This window comes from Polaromonas sp., from assembly GCF_043778355.1.
Taxonomy (GTDB): Bacteria; Pseudomonadota; Gammaproteobacteria; order Burkholderiales; family Burkholderiaceae_C; genus Polaromonas.
Genome location: NZ_JAYWHI010000054.1, coordinates 18,147 through 40,875 on the forward strand (window position 1 = coordinate 18,147; position 22,729 = coordinate 40,875).

Sequence of the window (22,729 nt, forward strand, 5' to 3'; positions counted from 1 at the left end):
GTAGATCAACAATGATACGAATAGTTAACCCATTGGTAAATAGCGTGCGCATCCAGAGAAACCCTGACAAGGCAAAGCAGGCCAAAAAACAGGCCCCGGAAGCACCGGCACGCCGCCGTCTGGGTGTCGCAGAACGCGAGCGCCAGATCCTCGATGGCGCAATCCAGTTTTTTTCCGTGCATGGCTTCGGCGGCCAGTTGCGCGACCTGGCCAAGAGCATCGGCGTTACGCATGCGTTGCTTTACCACTATTTCCCCACCAAGCAGGCGCTGGTCGATCGTGTCTACCTTGAAGTGTTTGAGGGGCGCTGGCGTGAAGAATGGAACGCCCAGCTCGACAACCCCGACACGCCGGTGGAAGATAAGCTAACGGCCTTCTATCTGGAATACGTGACGACCACACTCTCGCGGGAGTTCGTGCGCATTCTGGTGTTCTCGGGCTTGACCGATCACACCATTACCGACCGGTTTTTCTCCATGCTGCGTACGCGCTTGTTCCCGCGGCTTATCCGTGAAACACGCCGCTTTCGCGGCCTGGTCAGTCGGGCCAAACCCAGTGAGCGCGAGATCGAGCTTCTCATGGGTTTGCACGGCGGTTTTTTCTACATCACGATGCGCCGCTGGATCTATGCGCAGGACGTCTACAGCGAAATCGTCCACGAGGGGTACGACGAACATCTGGTTCGCGACCGGGTGTGTGCCTATCTGAACGCCAGCCGCGATTTGTTCGCCGACATCAACCGTAACCCGCTCAAGCGCCGCGCCAGACGCTGACCTTTTTTTTGATGAAGCTGGTGCGGAGGCGCCGGCACCCTGCCAACCCGGCTGAAACTTCGGCCATGACAACCCCAAGGAGACAATATGAAACTCAAGAAAATTGCCGTTGCGACCCTGCTCGCCCTGGGCGCCGCCATGACTGTCGGGTCCGCGCTGGCACAGCAGCGCGTCACGGTCAATATCGGCTCCAGTCACCCCACCACCAATATATGGGCCTTTGCCATGAAGGAGGTGTTCCAGCCCGAGGTGGACCGTCTTCTCAAGGGCAGTGGCGCCAAATACGAAGTGCGCTGGCGAGAGAACTACGGCGGAACGCTCTACAAGTTTACCGATACCCGTGCCGCCGTTCGCGACGGCATCGTGGACGTTGGCATGGTGGGCACGGTCTGGGAAAACTCCGCAATGCCATTGCAGAACGTGACCTACTTCACTCCGTTCGCCACCACCAACCACGAACAGTTGATCGAGATCTTCGACAAGCTCAACGCCACCGTGCCCGCCCTTCGCGACAGCTGGACCGCACAGAACATGATTCCGCTGTCCTCGCTGATTACCGACAGTTACGACATCTACGCCACGTTTCCCGTCAGGGACATGGGCAGCCTGAAGAACAAGCGTATCAATGCGCCCGGCACCTCGGCCAACTGGATGCGCGAAACCGGCGCCACACCTGTGGACGGCGCGCTGACCACTTACTACACCAATATCCAGACCGGCGTGACCGACGGCGCCCTGTCGTTTGCCAGCGGCATCGGTCCCGCACGCGTGTATGAGGTCGCGAAAAACCTGACGCGTGTGGACATCGGCGCCATGTACTTCGGTAGCGTGGCGGTGAACAAGAAGTTCTTTGATGGCCTGCCCAAGGAAGTACAGGATGCGATGCTCAAGGCCGGCAAAGCGACCTCGGTAGCGCACGGCAAACACGTCACCAAGACTGCCAACGCCGCGCTCGACACCATGAAGGCCGCCGGCCTGCAGATTACCGACCTGCCTCAGGCCGAAAAGACCAAGTGGGTCAACGGCCTGCCCAACATTGTGGCGCCCTGGCTGCAAGGCACGGGCGAGCCGGGCAAGCAGGTGCTCAAGGCTTACTTCGACGAATTGCGCGCGCGTGGCGTGAAACCCCTGCGCGACTGGGATCTGCAAAATCGCTGATCAATCTCCCGCCTCCTCCACCTGGTCGCGCCTCGCGCCGCCAGGTGGTTTGTCTCCCAGCTTTCACAGGTGACCTGTGCACAACGAACCCGACTTTGCCAGCGAAACCCCTGCGGTCGCAGGTCTCAAGAACCCCCTGCAGGGCCTGGCTAACGTACTGGCCGCCATCGGCACGGTGTGGATCTTTCTCATGATGCTGTTGATCGTGGCCGATGTGCTCGGTCGAAATTTTTTCGACGCACCCATCACCGGCGTGGCCGAGTTCGCCGCCCGCTCAGTCGCCTCCATCGTGTTCCTCCAACTGGCCGCGGCCATCTGCTCCGGCCGCATGACCCGCAGTGACTTCCTTCTGCGCATCATCGACAAGCGTTCACCGCGTGCTGTCAAGGTGCTGGAGGTGCTCAACGTGCTCGTTGGCGCGCTGCTCTTTTTCGCTCTGGCCGCCATCTCCTGGCCCGAACTCACCGCAGCCGTGAAGATCAAGGAATATTTTGGTGTGCAAGGGGTATTCACCGTGGTCACCTGGCCTTTCCGGGCGCTCATCGTGCTGGGCTCCGTGGCAGCCGCTCTGGCTTACCTGGCCTGCATTCCCTCGCTGCTGCGTCAGCCACCTTCCACCGGAGCATACGCATGAGTGAACTCGCCCTCGGCGGGCTCCTGATAGGCGCACTGGTTTTCCTGGTGTTGATCGGCCTGCATATCGCGGTCGCCCTCACCGCTGTCGGCTTTGCCGGCATCTGGCTCATCCGCGAAGACGTCGGTATGGCCATGCGACTGATGTACCTCTCGGCCTACAACGGCGTGGCCGACTATATCTTTGCCACCATTCCACTGTTCGTGCTGATGGGCCTGCTGGTCTCGATCTCCAACGTCGGCAAGGACACTTTTGACGTGGCCGAAACCTTGCTTCGGCGTCTGCGGGGTGGCCTGGGCGTGGCGACTGTAGCGGCCAACACCGTGTTCGCCGCCGTCACCGGCGTATCCATCGCCTCTGCGGCAGTGTTCACCCGCGTGGCCGTGCCTGAAATGGTGAGCCATGGCTACCGCACCAGCTTCGCCGCCGGCACGGTGGCCGGCAGCTCGGTACTGGGCATGATGATTCCACCGAGCCTGCTGCTCATCATTTACGGGGTACTGGCCGAACAGTCCATCGGTAAGCTTTTTATTGCAGGGATCATTCCCGGCTTTATGATGGCCGCCGCTTTCGCCGTCATGATCATGCTGATGGCCCGGTTCACTCCGGGCCTGGTGTTTGACCTCAAACGCCAGGCCGAAATCGCGGCCGAGCGCAGCTCAGCACGTCTGCTGTCCACAGCCGAGATGTTTTCCAAGCTGGTGCCCATCGCAGCGCTGGTGACTCTGGTGCTAGGGGGGCTGTACTCCGGATTTTTCACGCCCACCGAAGCGGGGGGCGTAGGCGCCTTCGGCGCCTTCATCATTGCCATTCTGCGGCGCAAGATCGGCGGCGGTAACCTGTGGCGCGTGCTCACCGAAACTGGGGCGGTGTCGGTAGGTATCCTGATACTGCTGGTGGCTGCGGGTTTCTACAGCCGCATGCTGTCGGTTGCAGGGGTACCCTCGGCCATCAGCGAGTTGGTGCAGCACGCAGGCCTCGGCCCTTACGGTTTCCTGTTTCTGTATGTCCTGATCCTGCTGCTGCTGGGCATGATCCTGGACTCCAGCTCCATCTTGCTGATCATGACCCCGGTGGCAGTGCCAATTGCAGCCGGACTTGATTTCAACCTGATCCACTTCGGCATCATCACCGTGATCGCGGTGGAGGTCGGCTTGCTCACTCCTCCCTTCGGTATCTCGGTGTTCACGGTCAAGTCCACACTCAACGATCCCAAGGTTTCGGTGGAAAGCATTTTTGCCGGAAGCATGCCCTACGTGATCGTGATGCTGATGGTGCTGTTGGTGATTGCTGCCTACCCGCAGATGGTGCTGGCATTGACTTGAGTGATTTTCGAAGGAAGCAGGTCGCGCCAGTGCGGATTGCGTTTTGCGACGTGCCCGAGCAGACGTCGTCCGACTATCCTGAGCTTGTCGAAGGGCGCTCCTCAAAACGCGGCGGCAAATGGGTCACATACGGCAGGCGGGCCTCGGCACGCTGATCAGGCTGGCAAACGGGGACTTGTTGAGCGGCGCCGCTGCCTGGGCGCGGTCTCGCTTGAATGGGGGAGAGAGGTACATGGCTGAAGCATGCGAAGAAGCTGCCGATATCAAGTCGCTGGCTTCTCGCTTATCGCCCGCCGAATGTTCGGGACCTGCTTCTATGCCTGCCTGGCGGCCACCCAGTGTCGATAGGCACTGGGGCTCATGCCCGCAAACTTGACAAAGGCACGCCTGAAACTGCTTTCGTCCTGGTAGCCGCAAAGCTGTGCCGTGCGTTTGATGCTGGCACGCGGCGCATCGAGCAATGTTTTGGCCATTTCAAGCCTGGTGCGGGTAATAAAGGCCTTGGGAGCCTCGCCCGTCAGCGCTTTCAAGCGTCGATGCAAGGTGCGCTCGCTCAAGGCCAGCGATCTTGCCAACTGGGTCGCGGTCATGTCCACCGGAGCCTGACGTACCGCTTGCTCGGCATTCAGCAGCAAAGAGTCCACATCGTTCACAAAACGCTTGGGCGCATACATGGCTTGGGTCAGTGTCGGGTTGTCAATCACCGCAAAGTCGGCCGTGCGCTTGGCGACGTTTGCCCCGCCGAGGCGGCGAATCATGTGCAAAGCCATGTCAATCCAGCTCATGGGGCCACCCGCGCTGACCACCCCATCGTCTTCAATCAGGGCCGATCCCCATACAGCATCAGCCTCAGGGTAGCGGCGCGTCAACTCATCATGCAGCCACCAGGTGGTGGTGCATCGGCGCTGGGTCAGCAGGCCCGACTCTCCGAGCACAAACACACCTGCGCACGAGCCTGCCACCACGCTGCCATGCTGGTGGCGCTGCCGGAGCCACGCAGCAACGGGCCCCAGCTCTTCGGCCTTTGGAATGCTGTTTGCACCCCGAATCAGGCCTGGAATCAGCACCGCATCGCAATCGCCAATGTCTTGCACATGGGCATCAACCGCAATACTGCGACCCATGCCATCGCGCAACGATTGGCCATTGACGCTGGCCGTTGTGACCCGAAACTGCACGGCTTGCTCATGCACCGCCGTAGCGGTGCCGCCGCGGCCAACATCGGCGACCGGGCTTGAAGGCAGATTGGCCTGGTTGGCCATCCAGAACAAGTCGACCAAGCCCACCAAGCCCGAAGGCAAACAATCTTCAAAACCCAAAATAACCACGGTTTTCACGGGCCTTGCCGACGGAGCTTCGCGAAGCGAGTCGCGAATTTGGGCGTTGGGGCATTGCATGTTGGCGAGTATTGCACGGTAATGGTCTAGTTAGCCATCTAGCAAGCATTTCATATCGGGCTGAAACTCTAAAGCAGTTGAGTTCTCGTCAACAACCAAGCGCATTCATCCCGAATGCGCAAGCAACCCCAGGAGCAGCTATGAAACTGATGGACTACGGTCTCAAACCCCTCGACTTCAATAACGCCCAAGCGCTAACCCCTTCAACGGGTGTTGACCGTCGCACCTTTGCTTTGACATCGTTGATCACCGGATTTGTGGCCGCCTCAAACCCCGTGCTGGCGCAGGCCACCGTCACCGATAGCAAAGGCTTGGTTGCGGGTGAGGTCAAGGTAAAAGTAGCCGACGGAGAAATTCCGGCTTATGTGGCGCGGCCTGCCAAACCCGGCAAATATCCTACTTTGCTGGTGGTTCAGGAAATTTTTGGCGTGCATGAGCACATCAAGGACATGTGCCGCCGCTACGCCAAACAAGGTTACTACGCGATTGCGCCCGAGATGTATGCCCGTCAGGGCGATGTGAGCAAGCTCTCTGACATCGGGACCATCATCAGCACCGTGGTCAGCAAAGTGCCCGACGCGCAAGTGTGCGCCGATCTTGATGCCGCAGTTGCCTTCGCCAAAGCCAGCAAATTTGCCAACACCGAGCGCACGGCGTTGGTGGGTTATTGCTGGGGTGGGCGAATCGCCTGGGTGTACGCCAACCACAACCCGAAACTCAAGGCCGCCATCAGCTACTACGGCCTGCTTGACGGCTTCAAAGAACCCACACTGCGCCCGCAAGACCCGATTGACTACGGCGACAAAATCAAGGTGCCCGTGCTTGGCTTGTATTCCGGCATTGACGCATTTGTAAAGCAGGAAACCATTGCAAAAATGCGTGGCCTGATCAACAAAAGTGGCAGTGGGTCAGAAATCGTGGTGTTTCCAACCGTAGACCACGGCTTTAACGCCGATTACCGTCCGAGCTACGACAAAGCCGCAGCGACTTACGCGCAAAAGTTAGCTAGCGACTGGCTGAAAAAGCACGGCGCCTAGAACCCTAAAGAGCGCCGTATGAATAACCTGCCCGGACAACAACTGGGCAGGTCTTTAGAACGGCTCACTCCCATTCGATGGTCGCCGGCGGCTTGCTGCTCACGTCGTAGGTCACGCGGTTGATACCGCGCACCTCGTTGATGATGCGGCTGGAGACCTTCTTGAGCAGCGCATACGGCAGCTCGGCCCAGTCGGCCGTCATGAAGTCGCTGGTCTGCACCGCGCGCAGGGCCACCACGTAGTCGTAGGTGCGGCCGTCGCCCATCACGCCGACACTTTTCACCGGCAGGAACACGGCAAAAGCCTGGCTGGTCAGGTCGTACCAGCTTTTACCGCTCTCCGCATCCTTGAAGTTGCGCAACTCCTCGATGAAGATGGCGTCGGCCTTGCGCAGCAGGTCGGCGTATTCCTTTTTGACTTCGCCGAGAATGCGCACGCCAAGTCCAGGTCCGGGAAACGGGTGGCGGTACACCATGTCATGCGGCAGGCCGAGCGCCACACCGAGTTCACGGACCTCGTCCTTGAACAGCTCGCGCAGCGGCTCCAGCAGCTTCAGGCCGAGTTGCTCGGGCAGGCCGCCGACGTTGTGATGGCTCTTGATGACCACGGCCTTTTTGCTCTTCGCGCTACCCGACTCGATCACGTCGGGGTAAATCGTGCCCTGGGCCAGCCACTTGGCTCCTTTCACGTCGGCGCCGCCGGCCTTAAGGCTGGCGGCCTCGGCCTTGAACACCTCGACAAATTCGCGGCCGATGATTTTGCGTTTGGCTTCGGGCTCGTTGACCCCGGCGAGGTGGCCGAGGAACTGCGCGGCGGCATCAACCCGGATGACCTTGGCGTGCAGCTTGCCGACAAACATGTCCATCACCATGTCGCCCTCGTTCAGGCGCAGCAGGCCGTGATCGACAAACACGCAGGTCAGCTGGTCGCCGATGGCGCGGTGAATCAGCGCGGCCGCCACCGAGGAATCGACGCCACCGGACAGGCCGAGAATGACTTCCTCGCTACCCACCTGCTGGCGGATTTTCTCGACGGCTTCGCTGATGTAGTCGCCCATGATCCAGTCCGGACGGGTGGCACAGATGTCCAGCACAAAACGCGTGAGGATGGCATTACCCTGCTTGGTGTGCGTGACCTCGGGGTGGAATTGCACCGCATAAAAACGGCGTGCCTCATCGGCCATGCCGGCAATCGGACAGGACTCGGTGGAAGCCATGAGCTTGAAGCCGGGTGGCATCTCGGTGACCTTGTCGCCGTGGCTCATCCAGACGTCGAGCATGCCCTGCCCTTCGGGCGTGGTGTAGTCGGCGATGTCCTTGAGTAGTTCCGTGTGGCCGCGGGCACGAACGTCAGCAGAGCCGAATTCGCGCTTGTGACCGCTTTCAACCTTGCCGCCCAACTGGTGCGCCATGGTCTGCATGCCGTAGCAGATGCCGAGCACCGGGATGCCGAGCTCGAAGACGGCGGCAGGCGCCTTGTCAGTGCTGTCTTCATAAACGCTGGCATGGCTGCCGGACAGGATCACGCCCTTGAGCATGCCGTCCTTGGCGTAATCACGGACCCAGTCGTCGGTCACGTCACAGGGATGGACTTCGCAAAACACATGGGCATCCCGCACCCGCCGCGCGATAAGCTGGGTGACCTGGGAGCCGAAATCGAGGATGAGGATTTTCTGGTGCTGCATGGTTGATCAGTGCGAACTTTGTCGGCGCCGCATAAACAGGACAGTTTTTCCGCCGGGCCGCCCCAAGGAAAAATGCGCCCCCTCGGGGGGCAGAGAGCTACACGCAGTAAGCGAACGTGGGGGCATTAATCAGCCCGGTAGTTGGGGGCTTCCTTGGTGATCTGCACATCGTGCACATGGCTCTCGCGGATGCCGGCTGTGGTGATTTCAACAAACTCGGCCTGGTTGCGCATGTCCTCGATGGTGGCGCAGCCGCAGTAACCCATGCTGGCGCGCAATCCGCCGGCCATCTGGTAGATGATGCCAACCATGGAGCCCTTGTAGGGCACGCGGCCTTCGATGCCCTCGGGCACCAGCTTGTCCGCATTCGGGTTGCCGGTGGTGGCCTCCTGAAAATAACGGTCGGCGCTGCCCTGCTGCATCGCGCCTATGCTGCCCATGCCGCGATAACTTTTGTAGCTGCGCCCCTGAAACAGAACCACTTCGCCAGGCGCTTCCTCGGTGCCCGCAAACATGCCGCCCATCATCACGGTGCCAGCGCCTGCGGCAATCGCTTTGGCGATGTCGCCGCTGTAACGGATACCACCGTCGGCAATCAGCGGCACACCGCTGCCGCGCAAGGCGGTGGCGACGTTGTCGATGGCCATGATCTGCGGCACGCCGACACCGGCGACGATGCGCGTGGTGCAGATGCTGCCGGGGCCGATACCGACCTTGACGGCATCAGCGCCGGCCTCGGCCAGGGCCAATGCAGCCGCGCCGGTGGCGATGTTGCCGCCAATCACGTCAATCTGCGGGTAGTTCTGTTTGACCCAGCGCACGCGGTCGATCACGCCCTTGCTGTGCCCGTGGGCGGTGTCAACCACGATGGCATCGACGCCGGCTTTCACCAGCGCTTCAACGCGTTCTTCCGTACCCTCACCTACCCCGACGGCTGCGCCCACACGCAACTGGCCGTGTGAATCACGCGCGGCGTTCGGGAAGGTGGTCTGTTTGGTGATGTCCTTGACGGTGATCAGGCCCTTGAGCTCGAAGTTGTCGTTGACCAGAAGCACGCGCTCGAGCCGGTGTTTGTTCAGCAGCGCCTTGGCATCGGCCAGCGACGCGGTCTCGGAAATCGTGATCAGGCGCTCGCGCGGCGTCATGATGGTGCTGACCGGCACGTCCATGCGCGACTCGAAACGCATGTCGCGGCCGGTGACGATGCCGACCACGCGGCCACCATCGATCACGGGGAAGCCGGAGATGCCGAGTTGCTCACTCATGGCCATGACCTGGCGCACCGTGTGAGTGGGCGTGATGACCACCGGGTCGCGCAGCACGCCGCTTTCGTAACGCTTGACCTTGGCGACTTCGGCCGCCTGCTGCTGGGGTGTGAGGTTTTTGTGGACGATGCCAATGCCACCTTCCTGCGCAATGGCAATCGCCAGCCGGGCTTCGGTGACCGTGTCCATGGCGGCCGACACCAGCGGCAGGTTCAGGCGGATATTTCGGGAAAACTGGGTGGAAAGCGAGGTGTCCTTGGGCAGGACCTGGGAGAACGCTGGCACCAACAATACGTCGTCGAAGGTGAGCGCTTTGCCGAGTAGGCGCATAGGGATGGCTCCAAAAACACGATTGTACCCGCGCCGGTCGGTACAAACCCTGTGGCCCACCCTGCATCGGACCGCGTTACAAAAAGACGCCACGTCTTCACGGACGCCCTGCACTGTCGGGGCGGGTCAACGCTACACTGGAAAGCATGGACTTGAAAATCTCGCCGAAACATCTGATCCTGGCTCTGGCCGGCTGGGCTTTTGCGCTGTCTGCAGCAGCTCAGTACCAGTGGGTGGGCAAGGACGGCCGCAAGGTATTCAGTGACCGCCCGCCACCGGCAGACATCCAGGAAAAAGACATCCTCAAACAACCTGGCGGCCGGCGTGCGGCCTTGCCCGTGATGCCTGCCGAATCGACGGACGCGCCCAGCACCACTGCCGACGCAGCGCCTGCAGCAGCCGCCGCGAAACCCAAAGTGGACCCGAACACCCCGAAAATTTCCGGCAAAGATGCCGAGCTGGAGGCGAAGAAAAAGAAGCTTGAACAAGAAGCTGCAGCCAAAAGAAAGGCTGAGGAAGAAAAAGTTGCCCAGGCCCAGGCCGAAAACTGCGAGCGCGCCAAAAAGGCCGTCGCCTCCTTTCAGTCAGGCGTGCGCATCGCCAGCACCAATGCCAAGGGTGAACGCGAAATCATGGACGACAACACCCGAGCCGCAGAGCTCAAGCGTGTGCAGGCCGTGGTTGAGCGGGACTGCAACAGGCCCGCCGCTCAGTAACCGGCCTTGGCCCCTGCCCGCTTGCGGGCAAACAACCCTGATTTTTTAACGCCCTGGCTGCTGAAACGCTCGCGCCGCGCGACTTTGGGATCCACCCGCAGCGGGCGGTAAATTTCCAGCCGGTCCTGCGCCTGCAGAACCTGCATCAAGCTGGTTTTACGCCCCCAGATACCAAGCGCCAGCTTGCCCGATGCGAGCTCCGGGCATTCGGTCAAGATACCGCTGATTTCAATCGCCTGTGCCACCGTGCAGCCTGGCGGCAGCACCAGCGCCCACTCGCGCACCTGGCGCGGTGCCGGCGAATACACCAACACAATGTTCATGGCCCGCTTTCAGCTTTCGCCATACACCTGCGTTGCGCGCTTGACAAAGGCGTCCACCATGCTGCCGGCGATCTTGTCGAACACCGGGCCCACCAGCGCGGCCAGCGCCGCGTTGTCGAAGTCATAACGCAAGCTGAAGTTGACCTTGCAGGCGCGCTGGCTGCCGTCGCCCAGCGGGGTGAAATCCCAGTGGCCGTCAAGTTTGGAAAAGGGTCCGTCCACCAGCTTGAGCGAGACCTTGCGGTCGGTCACATGGGTGTTGCGGGTGGTGAAGCTCTGGCTCAGTCCTGCAAACGAGATGCCTACCTTGGCCGTCATGCCGTGCTCGTCTTCCTCCACCACGCCGGCCTGGTCGCACCACGGCAGAAACTGCGGATAACTGGCGACATCGGTGACCAGGGCAAACATTTCGGCTGCGCTGTACCAGATCAGGACGGACTTGTGGACGGTTTTCATACAATCAGGGGCTGCGCCCGATTGTATTGGGCCTGTTCACCCTTATTTTTGTAAGATGCGTTGCGAGTCCAAAATGCCGTGAGCAAGGCGCGAAATGAAGCTGGAGTGGACTCCAGCGAGGCTTCGCAACGCCGCGCACGGCATTTTTGGCCGCAACCCGGAGGGAAAGGGGTTAAAACGGCACCACTCGGCGTTGCACTCCTAGGTCAGAGCATGGTCTGACCGTCGTCGCGCGCCTTGATTGGCACCGTTTTAACCACTTTCGCACTTACAAAAACAAGGGTGCACAGGCCCCGGTGCCGCCCTTATTTTTCACATATGGCCACCAAAGAAGCATCCTCCAAAAAACCGGCCGCCGCCTCTTCCGGAAAATCCACCGGCAAGCCCGCCATCAACCTCACGCCTAAAGCTGCTGCTGCGGCCGTGCGTATTGCCGACAACAAAAAAGCGCTGTTCAACTATCACATTGAGGAGCGCTTCGAGGCCGGCATGGTGCTTGAAGGCTGGGAAGTGAAGTCACTGCGCGAAGGCAAGGTGCAGCTCACCGACGGTTACGTCGTGATCCGCAACGGCGAGCTGTTCATCATCGGCTGCCAGATCAATCCCCTGGGTACCGCGTCTACCCACATCCGGCCGGACTCGGTGCGCACCAAGAAGCTGCTGATGCACAAGGACGAGATCAAGCGACTGATTGGCAAGATCGAGCAAAAAGGCTACACCCTGGTGCCGCTGAACCTGCACTGGAAAGCCGGCAAGGTCAAATGCGAGGTCGGGCTGGCCAAGGGCAAGGGCGAACACGACAAGCGCGACACCATCAAGGACCGCGAAGGCAAGCGTGAGGTCGAACGCGCCATGAAGTCGCGCAGCCGCTGAGCGGCCGGATCAAGCCAGGTCGCGCAGCGGGTGTGTATCGGCGGTCCAGGGGCTGACGAAAAACGCCTGCGTCATCGCCGGTTTAACGTCTTCAATACGCGCCGGGTTCCACTTCGGCGTGTAGTCCTTGTCGATGGCCAGCGCGCGTATGCCCTCCACAGTGTCGCTGGCGGCGCCGGGATTCAGATGGAAGCAGTGATGCACGATGTCACGCTCCATGCGCAGGTCGTCGGCCAGACTCAGTGTCCTGGCGCGGCGGATCTGCTCCAGCGTCACATGCAGCATCAGCGGCGAGCGCTTGCGCAACAGAGCGCCGATTTTTCGGGCCGCGTCGTCAGGCGCGGCCTCCAGCGCATCGACCATGTGTTTCACCCGTGCGAGCGAAAAATACTGATCGAATTGGCCTTCAGCCCTTGCCGGTCGGGCGTAACCAGCTATCAAATCAGTAGCAATCCAGGCTTCTACAGCGGCAGGTGTTGCAAAAACCTGATCACCCAGCGCCCGCCACAGGGCAGGCAAAGTGGCCGCCGGCAGCTTGATGTCAGCCAGTCCATAAGCCAGCGCTTCATCGCCGTCAATCACCACGCCAGTCAGTGCCAGGTACTCGCCGATGCTGCCGGGGCAGCGGCTCAGGAAGTAGCCGCCGCCGACATCGGGGAACAGCCCGATGTTGGTTTCCGGCATGGCCAGCTTGCTGCGCTCGGTGACGATGCGGACCTTGGCGCCTTGTGAAATGCCCATGCCGCCGCCCATGACGACACCGTCCATGAAGGCGATGTAGGGCTTCGCGTAGTTGTGGATCAGGTGGTTGAGCCTGTATTCCTCGGTGAAAAAAGCGTCGAGCGAGGTATCACCCGCCAGCGCCACTTCATGGAAAAAGCGGATGTCGCCGCCCGCAGAAAAACCGCCGAACAGGGCCTCCGGCGTGCCGGGACGGCCGACCTTGTTGGTGCCGCGTATCGCCACCGCCAGAATGACCGGATCGCCCTGCCACGCGGTCAGCGCCGCAGCCAGTTCGCGCACCATGGGCAGCGACAGCGCGTTGAGCGCCTTGGGGCGGTTCAGGGTGATGAAGCCAATCTGGCCGCGCACCTCGGTCAGGACGTCCCCGACGGATTTCGGTTCGTATGTCTGGTTCATGCTCTTTGTCTCCATGCCATCACTTCGTTCAACACCAGCGCGCCTATGACCAGCAGGCCACCGCTCAGCACACTGGCGGCCGGTACTTCACCGGCACCCAGCCAGGCCAGCAGGATGCCGAAAATAATCTCCAGCAGTGCCAGCAGCGCCATCTCCGGCGCCTTCAGCACGCGCGCGCACATGACAGAGAGCACACAGGGAATCGCGAGCTGCACCAGGCCGAGCAATGCCAGCAAACCGAGGTCACGCCCGGTGGCGGCAAACGGGAAAGCCAGCGGCAAGGTCATCAAGGACGAAATTGCCGCGCCCACCAGCACGGCGGGCACCAGGTCGATTTTTTCGCCATGGGCCTGGCTGCGCTGCACCACGGTCCAGTTCACTGCGGCAGCCATGGGTACCAGCAGCGCCACCAGTGAGCCGGCAAATTGCCCCACGCCCCCACCCAGCTTGACCTGGCTGCCGTACATCCAGGCGATGCCCACGCCTGCCACGGCAATCGCGACCCAGGTGCGTGGCGCGATACGGTGACCGATGAACACCCGTGCGATCAGCGCCGTCAGAAAAGGTCCAAGCGCCATCGTCACCAGCACGTTGGCCACGGTGGTCATGGTCAAGGCCAGCATGAAGGCGGTGAACATGATGCTCCAGCAGATGCCGGAGATCCACAGGAAGCGGCCGGCATGGCGGATGCGCGAGAACACCTCGCGCCCCTGAAACATCGGCAAGATCACCATCAAGGACAGCAAGGTGAAAAAGCTGCGCCAGAAAGTTACCTCAAAACTCCGGGCCGACTCAAGGTGGCGCGTGACCACGCCGGCAATCGACCACATCAGGGTGATGGCGATCATCAGCAAGACGGCGCGGCTGTGGGTCAGTTTCATTCAGTATCCAAACAAGAAAAAGGCGAAAAACAGGCGTCAATACGCCCGCTTTCCGCCTTGCCCGTTCCTGAGGATCAACGTCCCGCGCGCTTGCGTTCGCTTTCTGTCAGGTGACGCTTGCGCAGACGCACCGACTTGGGCGTGATTTCGACCAGCTCGTCTTCCTCGATAAATTCAACGCCATATTCCAGCGTCAGCTCAATCGGCGGCGTGATCTTGATCGCGTCTTCCTTGCCGGACACACGGAAGTTGGTCAGTTGCTTGGTGCGCGTGGCGTTGACCACCAGATCGTTGTCGCGGCTGTGAATGCCGACAATCATGCCTTCATACACGGGATCATTGGCCTTGACGAACATGCGGCCGCGGTCGTCCAGCTTGCCCAGGGCATAGGTGAAAATTTCACCCGCATCCATTGAGATCAGCACGCCATTCTTGCGGCCACCGATCTCGCCGCGATGCGCCTCGTAGCTGTCAAAGATGTTGGAGATCAGGCCGGAGCCGCGCGTCAGGTTCAAAAATTCGTTGGTAAAACCAATCAGGCCACGCGCCGGAATACGGTATTCGAGACGCACACGGCCACGGCCATCAGATTCCATATTGACCAGGTCGCCCTTGCGCTCGCCCAGGGCCTGCATCACGCCGCCCTGATGGGCTTCCTCGATGTCGGCAGTGACCAGCTCGATCGGCTCGTGCTTTTCACCGTTGACTTCCTTCATCACGACACGCGGCTTGGACACCGCCAGCTCAAAACCTTCACGGCGCATGTTTTCCAGCAGGATGGTCAGGTGCAACTCGCCGCGGCCCATGACTTCAAAAATACCTTCTTCGTCGGTTTCCTTGACGCGCAAGGCCACGTTGTGCTGCAGTTCTTTTTGCAGGCGGTCCCAGATCTGACGGCTGGTGACGTATTTGCCTTCGCGGCCGGCCAGGGGGCTGGTGTTGACGCAGAAATTCATGGTCAGGGTCGGCTCATCGACCTTGAGCATGGGCAGCGGTGCCGGGGTGACCGGGTCGGTGATGGTCACGCCGATGCCGATCTCGTTGATGCCGTTGATCAGCACAATTTCGCCAGGGCCGGCTTCAGTGGCTTGCACGCGCTCCAGGCCCTGGAAAGTCAGCACCTGGTTGATCCGGCCCTTGATGGCCTTGCCGTCCGGGCCTTCCATGACCACCACGTCCATCATCGGCTTGATCGTGCCCTGGCTGATGCGGCCTACGCCGATACGACCGACAAAGGTCGAGAAGTCGAGCGCGGAAATCTGCAGTTGCAGCGGCGCGGCAGGGTCACCTTCCTGATGCGGCACATGTTTGAGGATGGTATTGAACAGGGCCGACATGTCGGGGCCCCACTGTTCGTTGGGCGGGCCCTCTTCCAGCGACGACCAGCCGTTGATGCCTGAGGCATACACCACCGGAAAATCGAGTTGTTCGTCAGTCGCGCCGAGCTTGTCGAACAGGTCGAATGCGGCGTTGACCACGTAATCGGGACGGGCACCGGGCTTGTCCACCTTGTTGACCACCAGAATCGGTTTGAGGCCCAGGGCCAGCGCCTTCTTGGTCACAAAACGCGTTTGCGGCATCGGGCCTTCCTGCGCGTCAATCAGCAGCACCACGCCATCGACCATGGACAACGCACGCTCCACCTCACCGCCGAAGTCAGCGTGGCCGGGGGTGTCGACGATGTTGATGTGGGTGCCTTCCCAGGTCACGGCGCAGTTTTTGGCCAGGATGGTGATACCGCGCTCTTTTTCGATGGCGTTGTTGTCCATCACGGTATCGACCATTTTTTCGTGCTCGGCAAAGGTGCCAGACTGACGCAGCAACTGGTCGACCATGGTGGTCTTGCCGTGGTCGACGTGGGCGATGATGGCGATGTTGCGGATTTGTTTGTGACTCATGGTTCGCTTTCTAAAAACTTCAAATCGGTGATGTCAGGCCATCGCGGCACTGGCCGCGGGGCTGGAGGAAACGGGTGAGGCCGTGCTGCGGGTCGTCAGCATGTCCTGGACTTCAATCGGGCTGAGCAGGCGGCCGGGGATCAATTCGTCGGCAGTCACGTGGGCTGAGCCCAAAAACGCCGCAGGCTCTGTGGCGAACACCTGCACCAGCGCGGCGTCGGGGCCCCACTGGCCGACAGTGCCACGACGGCGCAGGCCGCTGAGGAAACGCCCTGCATCATCGGCGCCCAATGTGACAAGGGGATAACTGGCCACCAGCGACTGAACCGGCAGCAGGCAGGCTTCGCGTTCGGCCTCGCTCATGGCCTCGAGTGCCGGCAGGCTCACGCACTGGCTGTCGGTAAATCCACCGGTCTCCAGTCTGCGCAGCGAGCCGAGGTGGGCGCCGCAGCCGATGGCCTCGCCGATGTCTTCACCCAAGGTACGGATGTAGGTGCCCTTGCTGCAGGACACTATGATTTTGATAGCTGCTTGCGCACGCGAGTCATGGGCTGGAGCCATTTCCAGCTTGTAGATGGTGATGTGGCGGGCCTCCCGCTCGACTTCCTCGCCCTTGCGCGCATATTCATACAGCGCCTTGCCGTCTTTCTTCAGCGCCGAATACATGGGCGGCACCTGCGCCAGCGGACCGGTAAAGCGGCGTGTCATTTCGGCCAGCAGCTCCGGCGTGATGGGCGACACCGGACGCGTTTCAATAACATCGCCTTCGGCATCGGCGGTGCTGGTTTTAGTGCCCAGCAGCAGCACAGCTTCATAGGTCTTGTCGGCATCCAGCTGGAGCTGGCTGAACTTGGTAGCCGCGCCGAAACACAGCGGCAACACGCCGGTCGCCAGCGGGTCCAGCGTGCCGGTGTGCCCGGCCTTGTCCGCGCGCAGCAGCCACTTCGCCTTCTGCAAGGCCTGATTGCTCGACAGGCCCAGCGGCTTGTCGAGCAGCAGCACGCCATGCACGGGACGTCGCTGTATTTTCTGGCGGTGAAGGTGTGTTTTCGGCATAAGCGTTTCGACAAGCTCAACGCGAACGGAAAAAACCGTTCGCGGAAAGTACCGTTCACCCTGAGCCTGTCGAAGGGGAACGGTACGTTTCAGTCGTCCTGGGCGCGGGAGGAAACCGCCTTGGCAATCAAGGCGTTCATGTCAGCCGCACGCTCGGTGGTGCGGTCAAACTGGAAATGCAAAGTCGGCACGGTGTGGATCATCAGCTTTTTGAACAGGCCATTACGCAGAAAGCCTGCGGCCTGGTTCAGCGCGGTTTCACACTCGGTCGGGTCGCCAATCAGTACGCTGAAAAACACCTTGGCATGTGCGTAATCGGGCGTCACCTCGACCGCCTGGATCGTGACCATGCCCACCCGCGGGTCCTTGAGCTCGCGCGCGATCAGTTCCGTCAGATCACGCTGGATCTGATCGGCAACGCGAAAGCCGCGGTTCGGGGTGGATGATTTTTTACGCATAAACAATGAGCCTGCCGGTCGGCCGGCTGCCCTGGGGGGGCAGCCGGCCTTGCGACAATCAGGCCTCCAGCGTCCTGGCCACTTCACGGATTTCAAAGAACTCCAGCATGTCGCCCACCTGGATGTCGTTGTAGCCCTTGACGTTCAGGCCGCACTCGAAGCCTTCCTTGACTTCCTTGGCATCGTCCTTGAAACGTTTGAGCGAGTCGAGTTCACCGGTGAAGACAACCACGTTCTCGCGCAGCAGGCGCAGGCGCGCGGCGCGGCGGACCACACCGGCGGTGACCATACAGCCGGCAATCGAGCCGATCTTGCTGACCTTGAACACCTGGCGGATCTCGGCCGTGCCGATGACTTCTTCCTTCTTGTCCGGCGTCAGCATGCCCGACATCGCGGCGCGCAACTCGTCCACAGCGTCATAAATGATGTTGTAGTAACGAAGATCGACGCCGTTGTTTTCAGCCTGCTTGCGGGCCTGGGCATCGGCGCGGGTGTTGAAACCGATCACCACTGCCTTGGACGCAATCGCCAGATTCACGTCCGATTCGGAAATACCACCGACGCCGGAGTACACCAGTTGCACCTTGACCTCGTCGGTTGAGAGCTTGAGCAGCGACTGGGCCAGTGCTTCCTGCGAACCCTGCACATCGGCCTTGATGATGATGGGCAGCATCTTGACCTCGCCGGCGCCGATGTCGGAGAACATGTTCTCCAGCTTGGACGCCTGCTGTTTGGCCAGCTTGGTGTTGCGGAACTTGCCGGCACGGTAGGTGGAGATTTCGCGGGCACGGCGCTCGTCGAGCATGACCATGAATTCGTCACCGGCCTGCGGCACTTCCGTCAGACCCTGGATTTCGACCGGGATCGACGGACCTGCGGTTTTGATCGGCTTGCCGTTTTCGTCGAGCATGGCGCGCACGCGGCCAAAGGTCGAACCGGCCAGCACCACGTCGCCGGCCTTCAGCGTGCCGGCTTGCACCAGCACGGTGGCGACCGGGCCGCGGCCCTTGTCGAGGCGGGCTTCAATCACCAAACCCTTGGCCAGTGCATCAACCGGTGCTTTCAGTTCCAGCACCTCGGCCTGCAGCAGCACCTGTTCGAGCAGGGCATCGATGCCGGCGCCGGTATGGGCCGACACGCCGACAAAAGGCACGTCGCCGCCGAACTCTTCAGGGATCACTTCTTCAGTGACCAGCTCGCCCTTGACACGTTCCATGTTGATGCCGGGCTTGTCGATCTTGTTGATCGCCACCACGATGGGCACACCGGCTGCTTTCGCATGTTTGATGGCCTCACGGGTCTGCGGCATCACGCCGTCGTCGGCGGCCACCACCAGGATCACGATGTCGGTTGCCTGGGCGCCACGGGCACGCATGGCGGTGAACGCCTCGTGACCTGGCGTGTCCAGGAAGGACACCATGCCGCGCGGGGTTTCCACGTGGTAAGCGCCGATGTGTTGGGTGATGCCGCCGGCTTCACCGGAGGCCACCTTGGCAGTACGGATGTAGTCGAGCAGCGAGGTCTTGCCGTGGTCGACGTGGCCCATGACGGTCACGACCGGCGCGCGCGGCAGCAACTCGGCCTGCTGGCCCTGAACGTCCTCGTCGGCAAAGGCCTCCGGATCGTCCAGCGAAGCGGTCACCGCCTTGTGACCCATCTCCTCCACGACGATCATCGCGGTGTCCTGGTCCAGCGGCTGGTTGATGGTGACCATCTGCCCCAGCTTCATCAGGTGCTTGATGACCTCGGAGGACTTGACGCTCATCTTGTGGGCAAGTTCGGCCACCGTGATGGTTTCGGGCACATGCACCTCAATGACCTTGAATTCGGTCGGCGCCACAAAATTCGACTCGGAACGCGAATCGCGGTCCGGTGTGCGGCGGCCACGCGGGCCGCCACGGAAGTTGCCGCGCCCCGGTACCACCGGTGCACCACGGGTCTTGATTTCGCCTTTTTTCTTGGCCGCGTCGTCTTTCCAGGTCGAAGACAGGTTCTCCGACTTGACTTCCTTCTTGCCGGCGGCACCAGCGGCTGCAGGCGCACCTGCGGCAGCCGGTTTGGCGGCGCCCGGCACCACGGCCGGTTTGTGCAGCGTGCCCTTGATGGCGGCTTTCGGGTCGACATGCGGCACCAGAACGCGTTTGGGCGCGTTCATCATCGCGCGAATGCCGGCAGCTTCGGCCTCGGCTTTTTTGCGGCGGTCCTGCAGATCCTGCGCCTTGACGGCATCCGCCTGAAATTCGGCGGTGGCTTTGGCTTTGGCTGCTGCCTGGGCGGCACTGGCTTGTGCGGCCTTGGCTGCGGCTTGTTCAGCGGCAGCGGCATCCTCGGCAGCGGGCACTTCGGCGGCGACAGCCTTGGCAGCTTTGCTGGTCGGCTTGGCCTTGCTGGCAGCTTCGGCGGCCTGCGCTGCGGCCTGTGCCGTCTGCTCGGCGGCATCGCGCTCCTGCTGCTCGCGCGCTTGGTCCCTGGCGTCCTGCTCTTCACGCAGGCGGCGTTTTTCTGTCAGCTCCTCTTCCTGCCGGCGCAACAATTCGGCGTGTCGGCTGGCTTCTTCCTCGCGGCGAGCCAGTTCGGCATCGTCAACCGACGGGGCCTGTGGCGCAACGGCCGCCACATTTTGCTCTTCAGCCGGCTGCTCGGAGCCCTCATCACGCTTGACGAAAGTGCGCTTTTTGCGAACCTCGACCTGGATGGTGCGGGCGCGGCCCGTAGCGTCCGCCTGCTTGATTTCGCTGGTGGACTTCTTGACCAGGGTGATTTTCTTGCGCTCGGCGCTGGCGGTGCCGTGGCTCGCCTGCAAGTAGCTCAGCAGCTTTTGCTTGTCGGACTCGGACAGGTGGTCATCGGCTTGCGCCTTGGCAACACCGGCACTGGTCAATTGCTCGATCAGTGTGGCGGTGGGTTTATTCAGTTCAGCTGCGAATTCAGCGACGGTAGTGGTACTGGACATATGTTTTTTTCCTGCTGGCCTCCATGATCATTGCTCTTTGGACGCGAGGTCTGCATCAGCAGGCTCAGCGGCAACGGCAGGCTCGGCGGCGTCATCGGTAAACCAATGGGCGCGGGCGGTCATGATCAGGGCTTTGGCTTCGTCCTCGGACTGGCCGGTGATCTCGGTTAATTCATCGACCGCCAGATCGGCCAGGTCGTCACGAGTGGCAACACCCGCTTCAGTCAGCTTGGCAATCAACTCAGGGCTCAAGCCGTCCACGTCGCGCAGATTCTGCGAGACACCTTCGGCGTTTTCTTCCTTGGCGATTTCCATGGTCAACAGCGCATCCTTGGCGCGCGTGCGCAGCTCGTTGACAGTGTCTTCGTCAAAAGACTCAATCTCCAGCATTTCCTGCAGTGGCACATAAGCTACCTCTTCGAGGCTGGTGAAGCCTTCGGAAATCAGGATGTCGGCGATTTCCTCGTCCACATCAAGCTTTTCCATGAAGAGCTTGCGGCTGGTGTCCGTCTCGGTGGCCTGCTTTTCAGCGGACTCGTCGGCCGTCATGATGTTGATTTTCCAGCCGGTCAGCTCGGCGGCAAGGCGTACGTTCTGGCCGCCTCGGCCAATGGAGATCGCAAGGTTTTCCTCGTCGACCACCACGTCCATGGCATGACGCTCTTCGTCAACCACGATGGACGAGACATTGGCAGGTGCCAGCGCGCCGATCACAAATTGCGCCGGGTCTTCGCTCCACAGCACGATGTCGACACGTTCACCGGCAAGTTCATTGGTCACGCCGTTGACGCGGGTGCCACGAACGCCGACGCAGGTACCGATCGGATCGACACGTTTGTCATGCGATAACACGGCAATTTTGGCGCGCGAACCGGGGTCGCGTGCGCAGGACTTGATCTCCAGCAGGCCCTGCTCGATCTCGGGCACTTCCTGGCGGAACAGCTCGATCATGTACTCGGGCGAGGTACGCGACAGGATGATGGGCGCGCCACGCAGGGTGGTGTCGACTTCCATGATCATGGCGCGGACGCGGTCGCCGGAGCGCAGGTTTTCTTTCGGAATCATGTCGCCGCGGCGCAACCGGCCTTCAACACGGCCGGACTCGACAATGATGTCGCCCTTGTCCATGCGCTTGACGGTGCCGACAAAAATCTTGTCGCCGCGCGACATGAAGTCGTTGAGCAGCATCTCGCGCTCGGCGTCGCGGATTTTCTGCAGGATGACCTGCTTGGCGGCTTGGGCGCCAATGCGGCCAATCGGCAGGCTTTCGACCGGCTTTTCGATGAAGTCGCCCTCCTCGATGTCGGCGATCTCTTCGCGGGCATCACTGACCAGCTCTTCAGCTTCAGGATTTTGCAGGCCAGCCTCGTCGGGAACGACCAGCCAGCGGCGGAAAGTTTCGTAGTTGCCACTGTCGCGGTCCACCACAACACGGATGTCCGTGCCTTCGGCGTAGACCTTTTTGGTAGCCGAAGCGAGCGCAAGCTCGACGGCACCAAAAACGACGTCACGTTCAACATTTTTCTCACGCGAGATGGCATCCACCAACATCAACAGTTCGCGATTCATTTCACAAGCCTGCCTTTCCTTTTTATATCTCTGTTGCGGGCGGGCTTTTCGGCCGGCGCCCCTTGAAGTCAACCACAGGCGCCAGACGGGCCTGTGCAATCTCATCGAGCGTGAAACCCATCGCCTGCAGCGGCGCGGGAACCCTGTTCTTGCTCACCTTCACGCCGGGTTTGACGGCAGGCTCTTCGCTCCACACAATCTGCCAACCCGATGCCGCACGCTCCAGCGTGCCGCGAAATTTCTTGCGACTGGCCGCTATGCCCGACCCGGCCGCGGCCGCAGAGCCAATGGCCGCCTTCAGCGTGATGTCCACCAGCTCACCGGTGAAGCGCACAAAATCCTTTTCACTGCGCAGGGGCCTGTCTATGCCCGGCGAGCTCACCTCGAGCCGGGAATACGCAGCACCCTCCACTTCAAGCACAAACTGCAGCTGGCGCGTGACCTTCTCGCAGTCTTCCGCATTGATGAACTGTTCCGGCGCGCCTTCGACCTGGGGCTGATCAATCGTCACACGCAGCAAGCCACCACTGGTACGCTCGATTTCCACCAGTTCGTAACCCAGTCCCGTGACGGTTTGCTCAATCGTTTCGTGTAAGGCCATTCAGTTCAAATGTCGCTTCGCCAGCTTCTCAATAAAATCAGTTTGCAAAAACAAACGCCCAAAAAAAATGGGCGGTGAAAACCCGCCCATTTGGTCGTGAAGCGCATATTCTACTCCGATGCGTCTGCCTGTGCAAGCAGTTTGCATGCCCGAGACCGGATACAGCCCCTTCGACGGACGTCCCGACAAACGAAATGATTAT

Annotated in this window: 20 protein-coding genes; 7 read left to right on the forward strand and 13 right to left on the reverse strand. The window is 61.0% G+C overall.

What is annotated here, in order from left to right; translation table 11 throughout:
- Positions 1-44 precede the first annotated feature (44 nt).
- From ACH2CW_RS08935 to ACH2CW_RS08950, 4 genes are all read left to right on the forward strand, one after another.
- Positions 45-773 (forward strand): TetR/AcrR family transcriptional regulator, encoded by a 729-nt coding sequence (locus tag ACH2CW_RS08935; RefSeq protein WP_395057226.1) that lies wholly within the window; start codon positions 45-47, stop codon positions 771-773.
- A gap of 87 nt (positions 774-860) precedes the next feature.
- Positions 861-1,931, forward strand: a complete 1,071-nt coding sequence (locus ACH2CW_RS08940; RefSeq protein ID WP_395057228.1) for a C4-dicarboxylate TRAP transporter substrate-binding protein — start codon at positions 861-863, stop codon at positions 1,929-1,931.
- A 76-nt stretch (positions 1,932-2,007) separates the two neighbouring features.
- Positions 2,008-2,565: a TRAP transporter small permease subunit gene (locus ACH2CW_RS08945; RefSeq protein ID WP_395057230.1), complete on the forward strand. Its 558-nt coding sequence runs from the start codon at positions 2,008-2,010 to the stop codon at positions 2,563-2,565.
- On the forward strand, positions 2,562-3,890 hold the full coding sequence (locus ACH2CW_RS08950; RefSeq protein WP_395057232.1) for a TRAP transporter large permease: 1,329 nt from the start codon (positions 2,562-2,564) through the stop codon (positions 3,888-3,890). Before ACH2CW_RS08945 ends, ACH2CW_RS08950 begins: the two co-directional genes overlap by 4 nt.
- A gap of 314 nt (positions 3,891-4,204) precedes the next feature.
- Here ACH2CW_RS08950 and ACH2CW_RS08955 read toward each other — a convergent pair whose 3' ends face one another.
- Positions 4,205-5,227 carry a GlxA family transcriptional regulator gene (locus tag ACH2CW_RS08955; RefSeq protein WP_395057234.1) on the reverse strand — a complete coding sequence of 341 codons (1,023 nt, stop codon included), beginning with the start codon at positions 5,225-5,227 and terminating at the stop codon, positions 4,205-4,207.
- 200 nt (positions 5,228-5,427) lie between these two features.
- Between ACH2CW_RS08955 and ACH2CW_RS08960 the strand changes: the two genes are divergently transcribed.
- A complete protein-coding gene (locus ACH2CW_RS08960; protein ID WP_395057236.1) occupies positions 5,428-6,324 on the forward strand; it encodes a dienelactone hydrolase family protein in 897 nt (298 codons plus the stop codon).
- Positions 6,325-6,388: 64 nt separating this feature from the next.
- Here the strand turns inward: ACH2CW_RS08960 and guaA are convergent, their stop codons facing one another.
- Positions 6,389-8,008 carry a glutamine-hydrolyzing GMP synthase gene (gene guaA / locus ACH2CW_RS08965; RefSeq protein WP_395057238.1) on the reverse strand — a complete coding sequence of 540 codons (1,620 nt, stop codon included), beginning with the start codon at positions 8,006-8,008 and terminating at the stop codon, positions 6,389-6,391.
- Between the two features lie 125 nt (positions 8,009-8,133).
- Positions 8,134-9,603: an IMP dehydrogenase gene (guaB, locus tag ACH2CW_RS08970; protein ID WP_395057240.1), complete on the reverse strand. Its 1,470-nt coding sequence runs from the start codon at positions 9,601-9,603 to the stop codon at positions 8,134-8,136.
- A 146-nt stretch (positions 9,604-9,749) separates the two neighbouring features.
- Between guaB and ACH2CW_RS08975 the strand changes: the two genes are divergently transcribed.
- A complete protein-coding gene (locus ACH2CW_RS08975) occupies positions 9,750-10,319 on the forward strand; it encodes a DUF4124 domain-containing protein (protein WP_395057242.1) in 570 nt (189 codons plus the stop codon).
- Here ACH2CW_RS08975 and ACH2CW_RS08980 read toward each other — a convergent pair.
- Together ACH2CW_RS08980 and ACH2CW_RS08985 are read right to left on the reverse strand one after the other, a co-directional pair.
- Positions 10,313-10,642 carry an RnfH family protein gene (locus ACH2CW_RS08980; protein WP_395057244.1) on the reverse strand — a complete coding sequence of 110 codons (330 nt, stop codon included), beginning with the start codon at positions 10,640-10,642 and terminating at the stop codon, positions 10,313-10,315. The genes ACH2CW_RS08975 and ACH2CW_RS08980 overlap by 7 nt on opposite strands.
- A gap of 9 nt (positions 10,643-10,651) precedes the next feature.
- On the reverse strand, positions 10,652-11,098 hold the full coding sequence (locus ACH2CW_RS08985; protein WP_395057246.1) for a type II toxin-antitoxin system RatA family toxin: 447 nt from the start codon (positions 11,096-11,098) through the stop codon (positions 10,652-10,654).
- Between the two features lie 318 nt (positions 11,099-11,416).
- Between ACH2CW_RS08985 and smpB the strand changes: the two genes are divergently transcribed.
- Positions 11,417-11,971, forward strand: coding sequence for an SsrA-binding protein SmpB (smpB, locus tag ACH2CW_RS08990; protein ID WP_395057248.1), 555 nt, complete (start codon positions 11,417-11,419; stop codon positions 11,969-11,971).
- Positions 11,972-11,980: 9 nt separating this feature from the next.
- Here the strand turns inward: smpB and ACH2CW_RS08995 are convergent, their stop codons facing one another.
- The 8 genes from ACH2CW_RS08995 to rimP all read right to left on the reverse strand — a co-directional run bounded on the left by ACH2CW_RS08995 (position 11,981) and on the right by rimP (position 22,527).
- Positions 11,981-13,111 (reverse strand): enoyl-CoA hydratase/isomerase family protein, encoded by a 1,131-nt coding sequence (locus ACH2CW_RS08995; protein WP_395057250.1) that lies wholly within the window; start codon positions 13,109-13,111, stop codon positions 11,981-11,983.
- Positions 13,108-13,992 (reverse strand): DMT family transporter, encoded by an 885-nt coding sequence (locus ACH2CW_RS09000; protein ID WP_395057252.1) that lies wholly within the window; start codon positions 13,990-13,992, stop codon positions 13,108-13,110. Before ACH2CW_RS09000 ends, ACH2CW_RS08995 begins: the two co-directional genes overlap by 4 nt.
- Positions 13,993-14,066: 74 nt before the next feature.
- A complete protein-coding gene (gene typA / locus ACH2CW_RS09005) occupies positions 14,067-15,890 on the reverse strand; it encodes a translational GTPase TypA (RefSeq protein WP_395057254.1) in 1,824 nt (607 codons plus the stop codon).
- Between the two features lie 33 nt (positions 15,891-15,923).
- Positions 15,924-16,946, reverse strand: a complete 1,023-nt coding sequence (gene truB / locus ACH2CW_RS09010) for a tRNA pseudouridine(55) synthase TruB (RefSeq protein ID WP_395057256.1) — start codon at positions 16,944-16,946, stop codon at positions 15,924-15,926.
- 89 nt (positions 16,947-17,035) lie between these two features.
- Positions 17,036-17,404, reverse strand: coding sequence for a 30S ribosome-binding factor RbfA (gene rbfA, locus ACH2CW_RS09015; RefSeq protein ID WP_305346675.1), 369 nt, complete (start codon positions 17,402-17,404; stop codon positions 17,036-17,038).
- Positions 17,405-17,462: 58 nt separating this feature from the next.
- Positions 17,463-20,357 carry a translation initiation factor IF-2 gene (infB, locus tag ACH2CW_RS09020; protein WP_395057258.1) on the reverse strand — a complete coding sequence of 965 codons (2,895 nt, stop codon included), beginning with the start codon at positions 20,355-20,357 and terminating at the stop codon, positions 17,463-17,465.
- Positions 20,358-20,384: 27 nt separating this feature from the next.
- Positions 20,385-21,926, reverse strand: a complete 1,542-nt coding sequence (gene nusA / locus ACH2CW_RS09025; protein ID WP_395057260.1) for a transcription termination factor NusA — start codon at positions 21,924-21,926, stop codon at positions 20,385-20,387.
- A 22-nt stretch (positions 21,927-21,948) separates the two neighbouring features.
- The gene (gene rimP / locus ACH2CW_RS09030) at positions 21,949-22,527 is read right to left on the reverse strand and encodes a ribosome maturation factor RimP (protein WP_395057262.1); all 579 of its coding nucleotides are present in this window, start codon (positions 22,525-22,527) and stop codon (positions 21,949-21,951) included.
- Positions 22,528-22,729 lie beyond the last annotated feature (202 nt).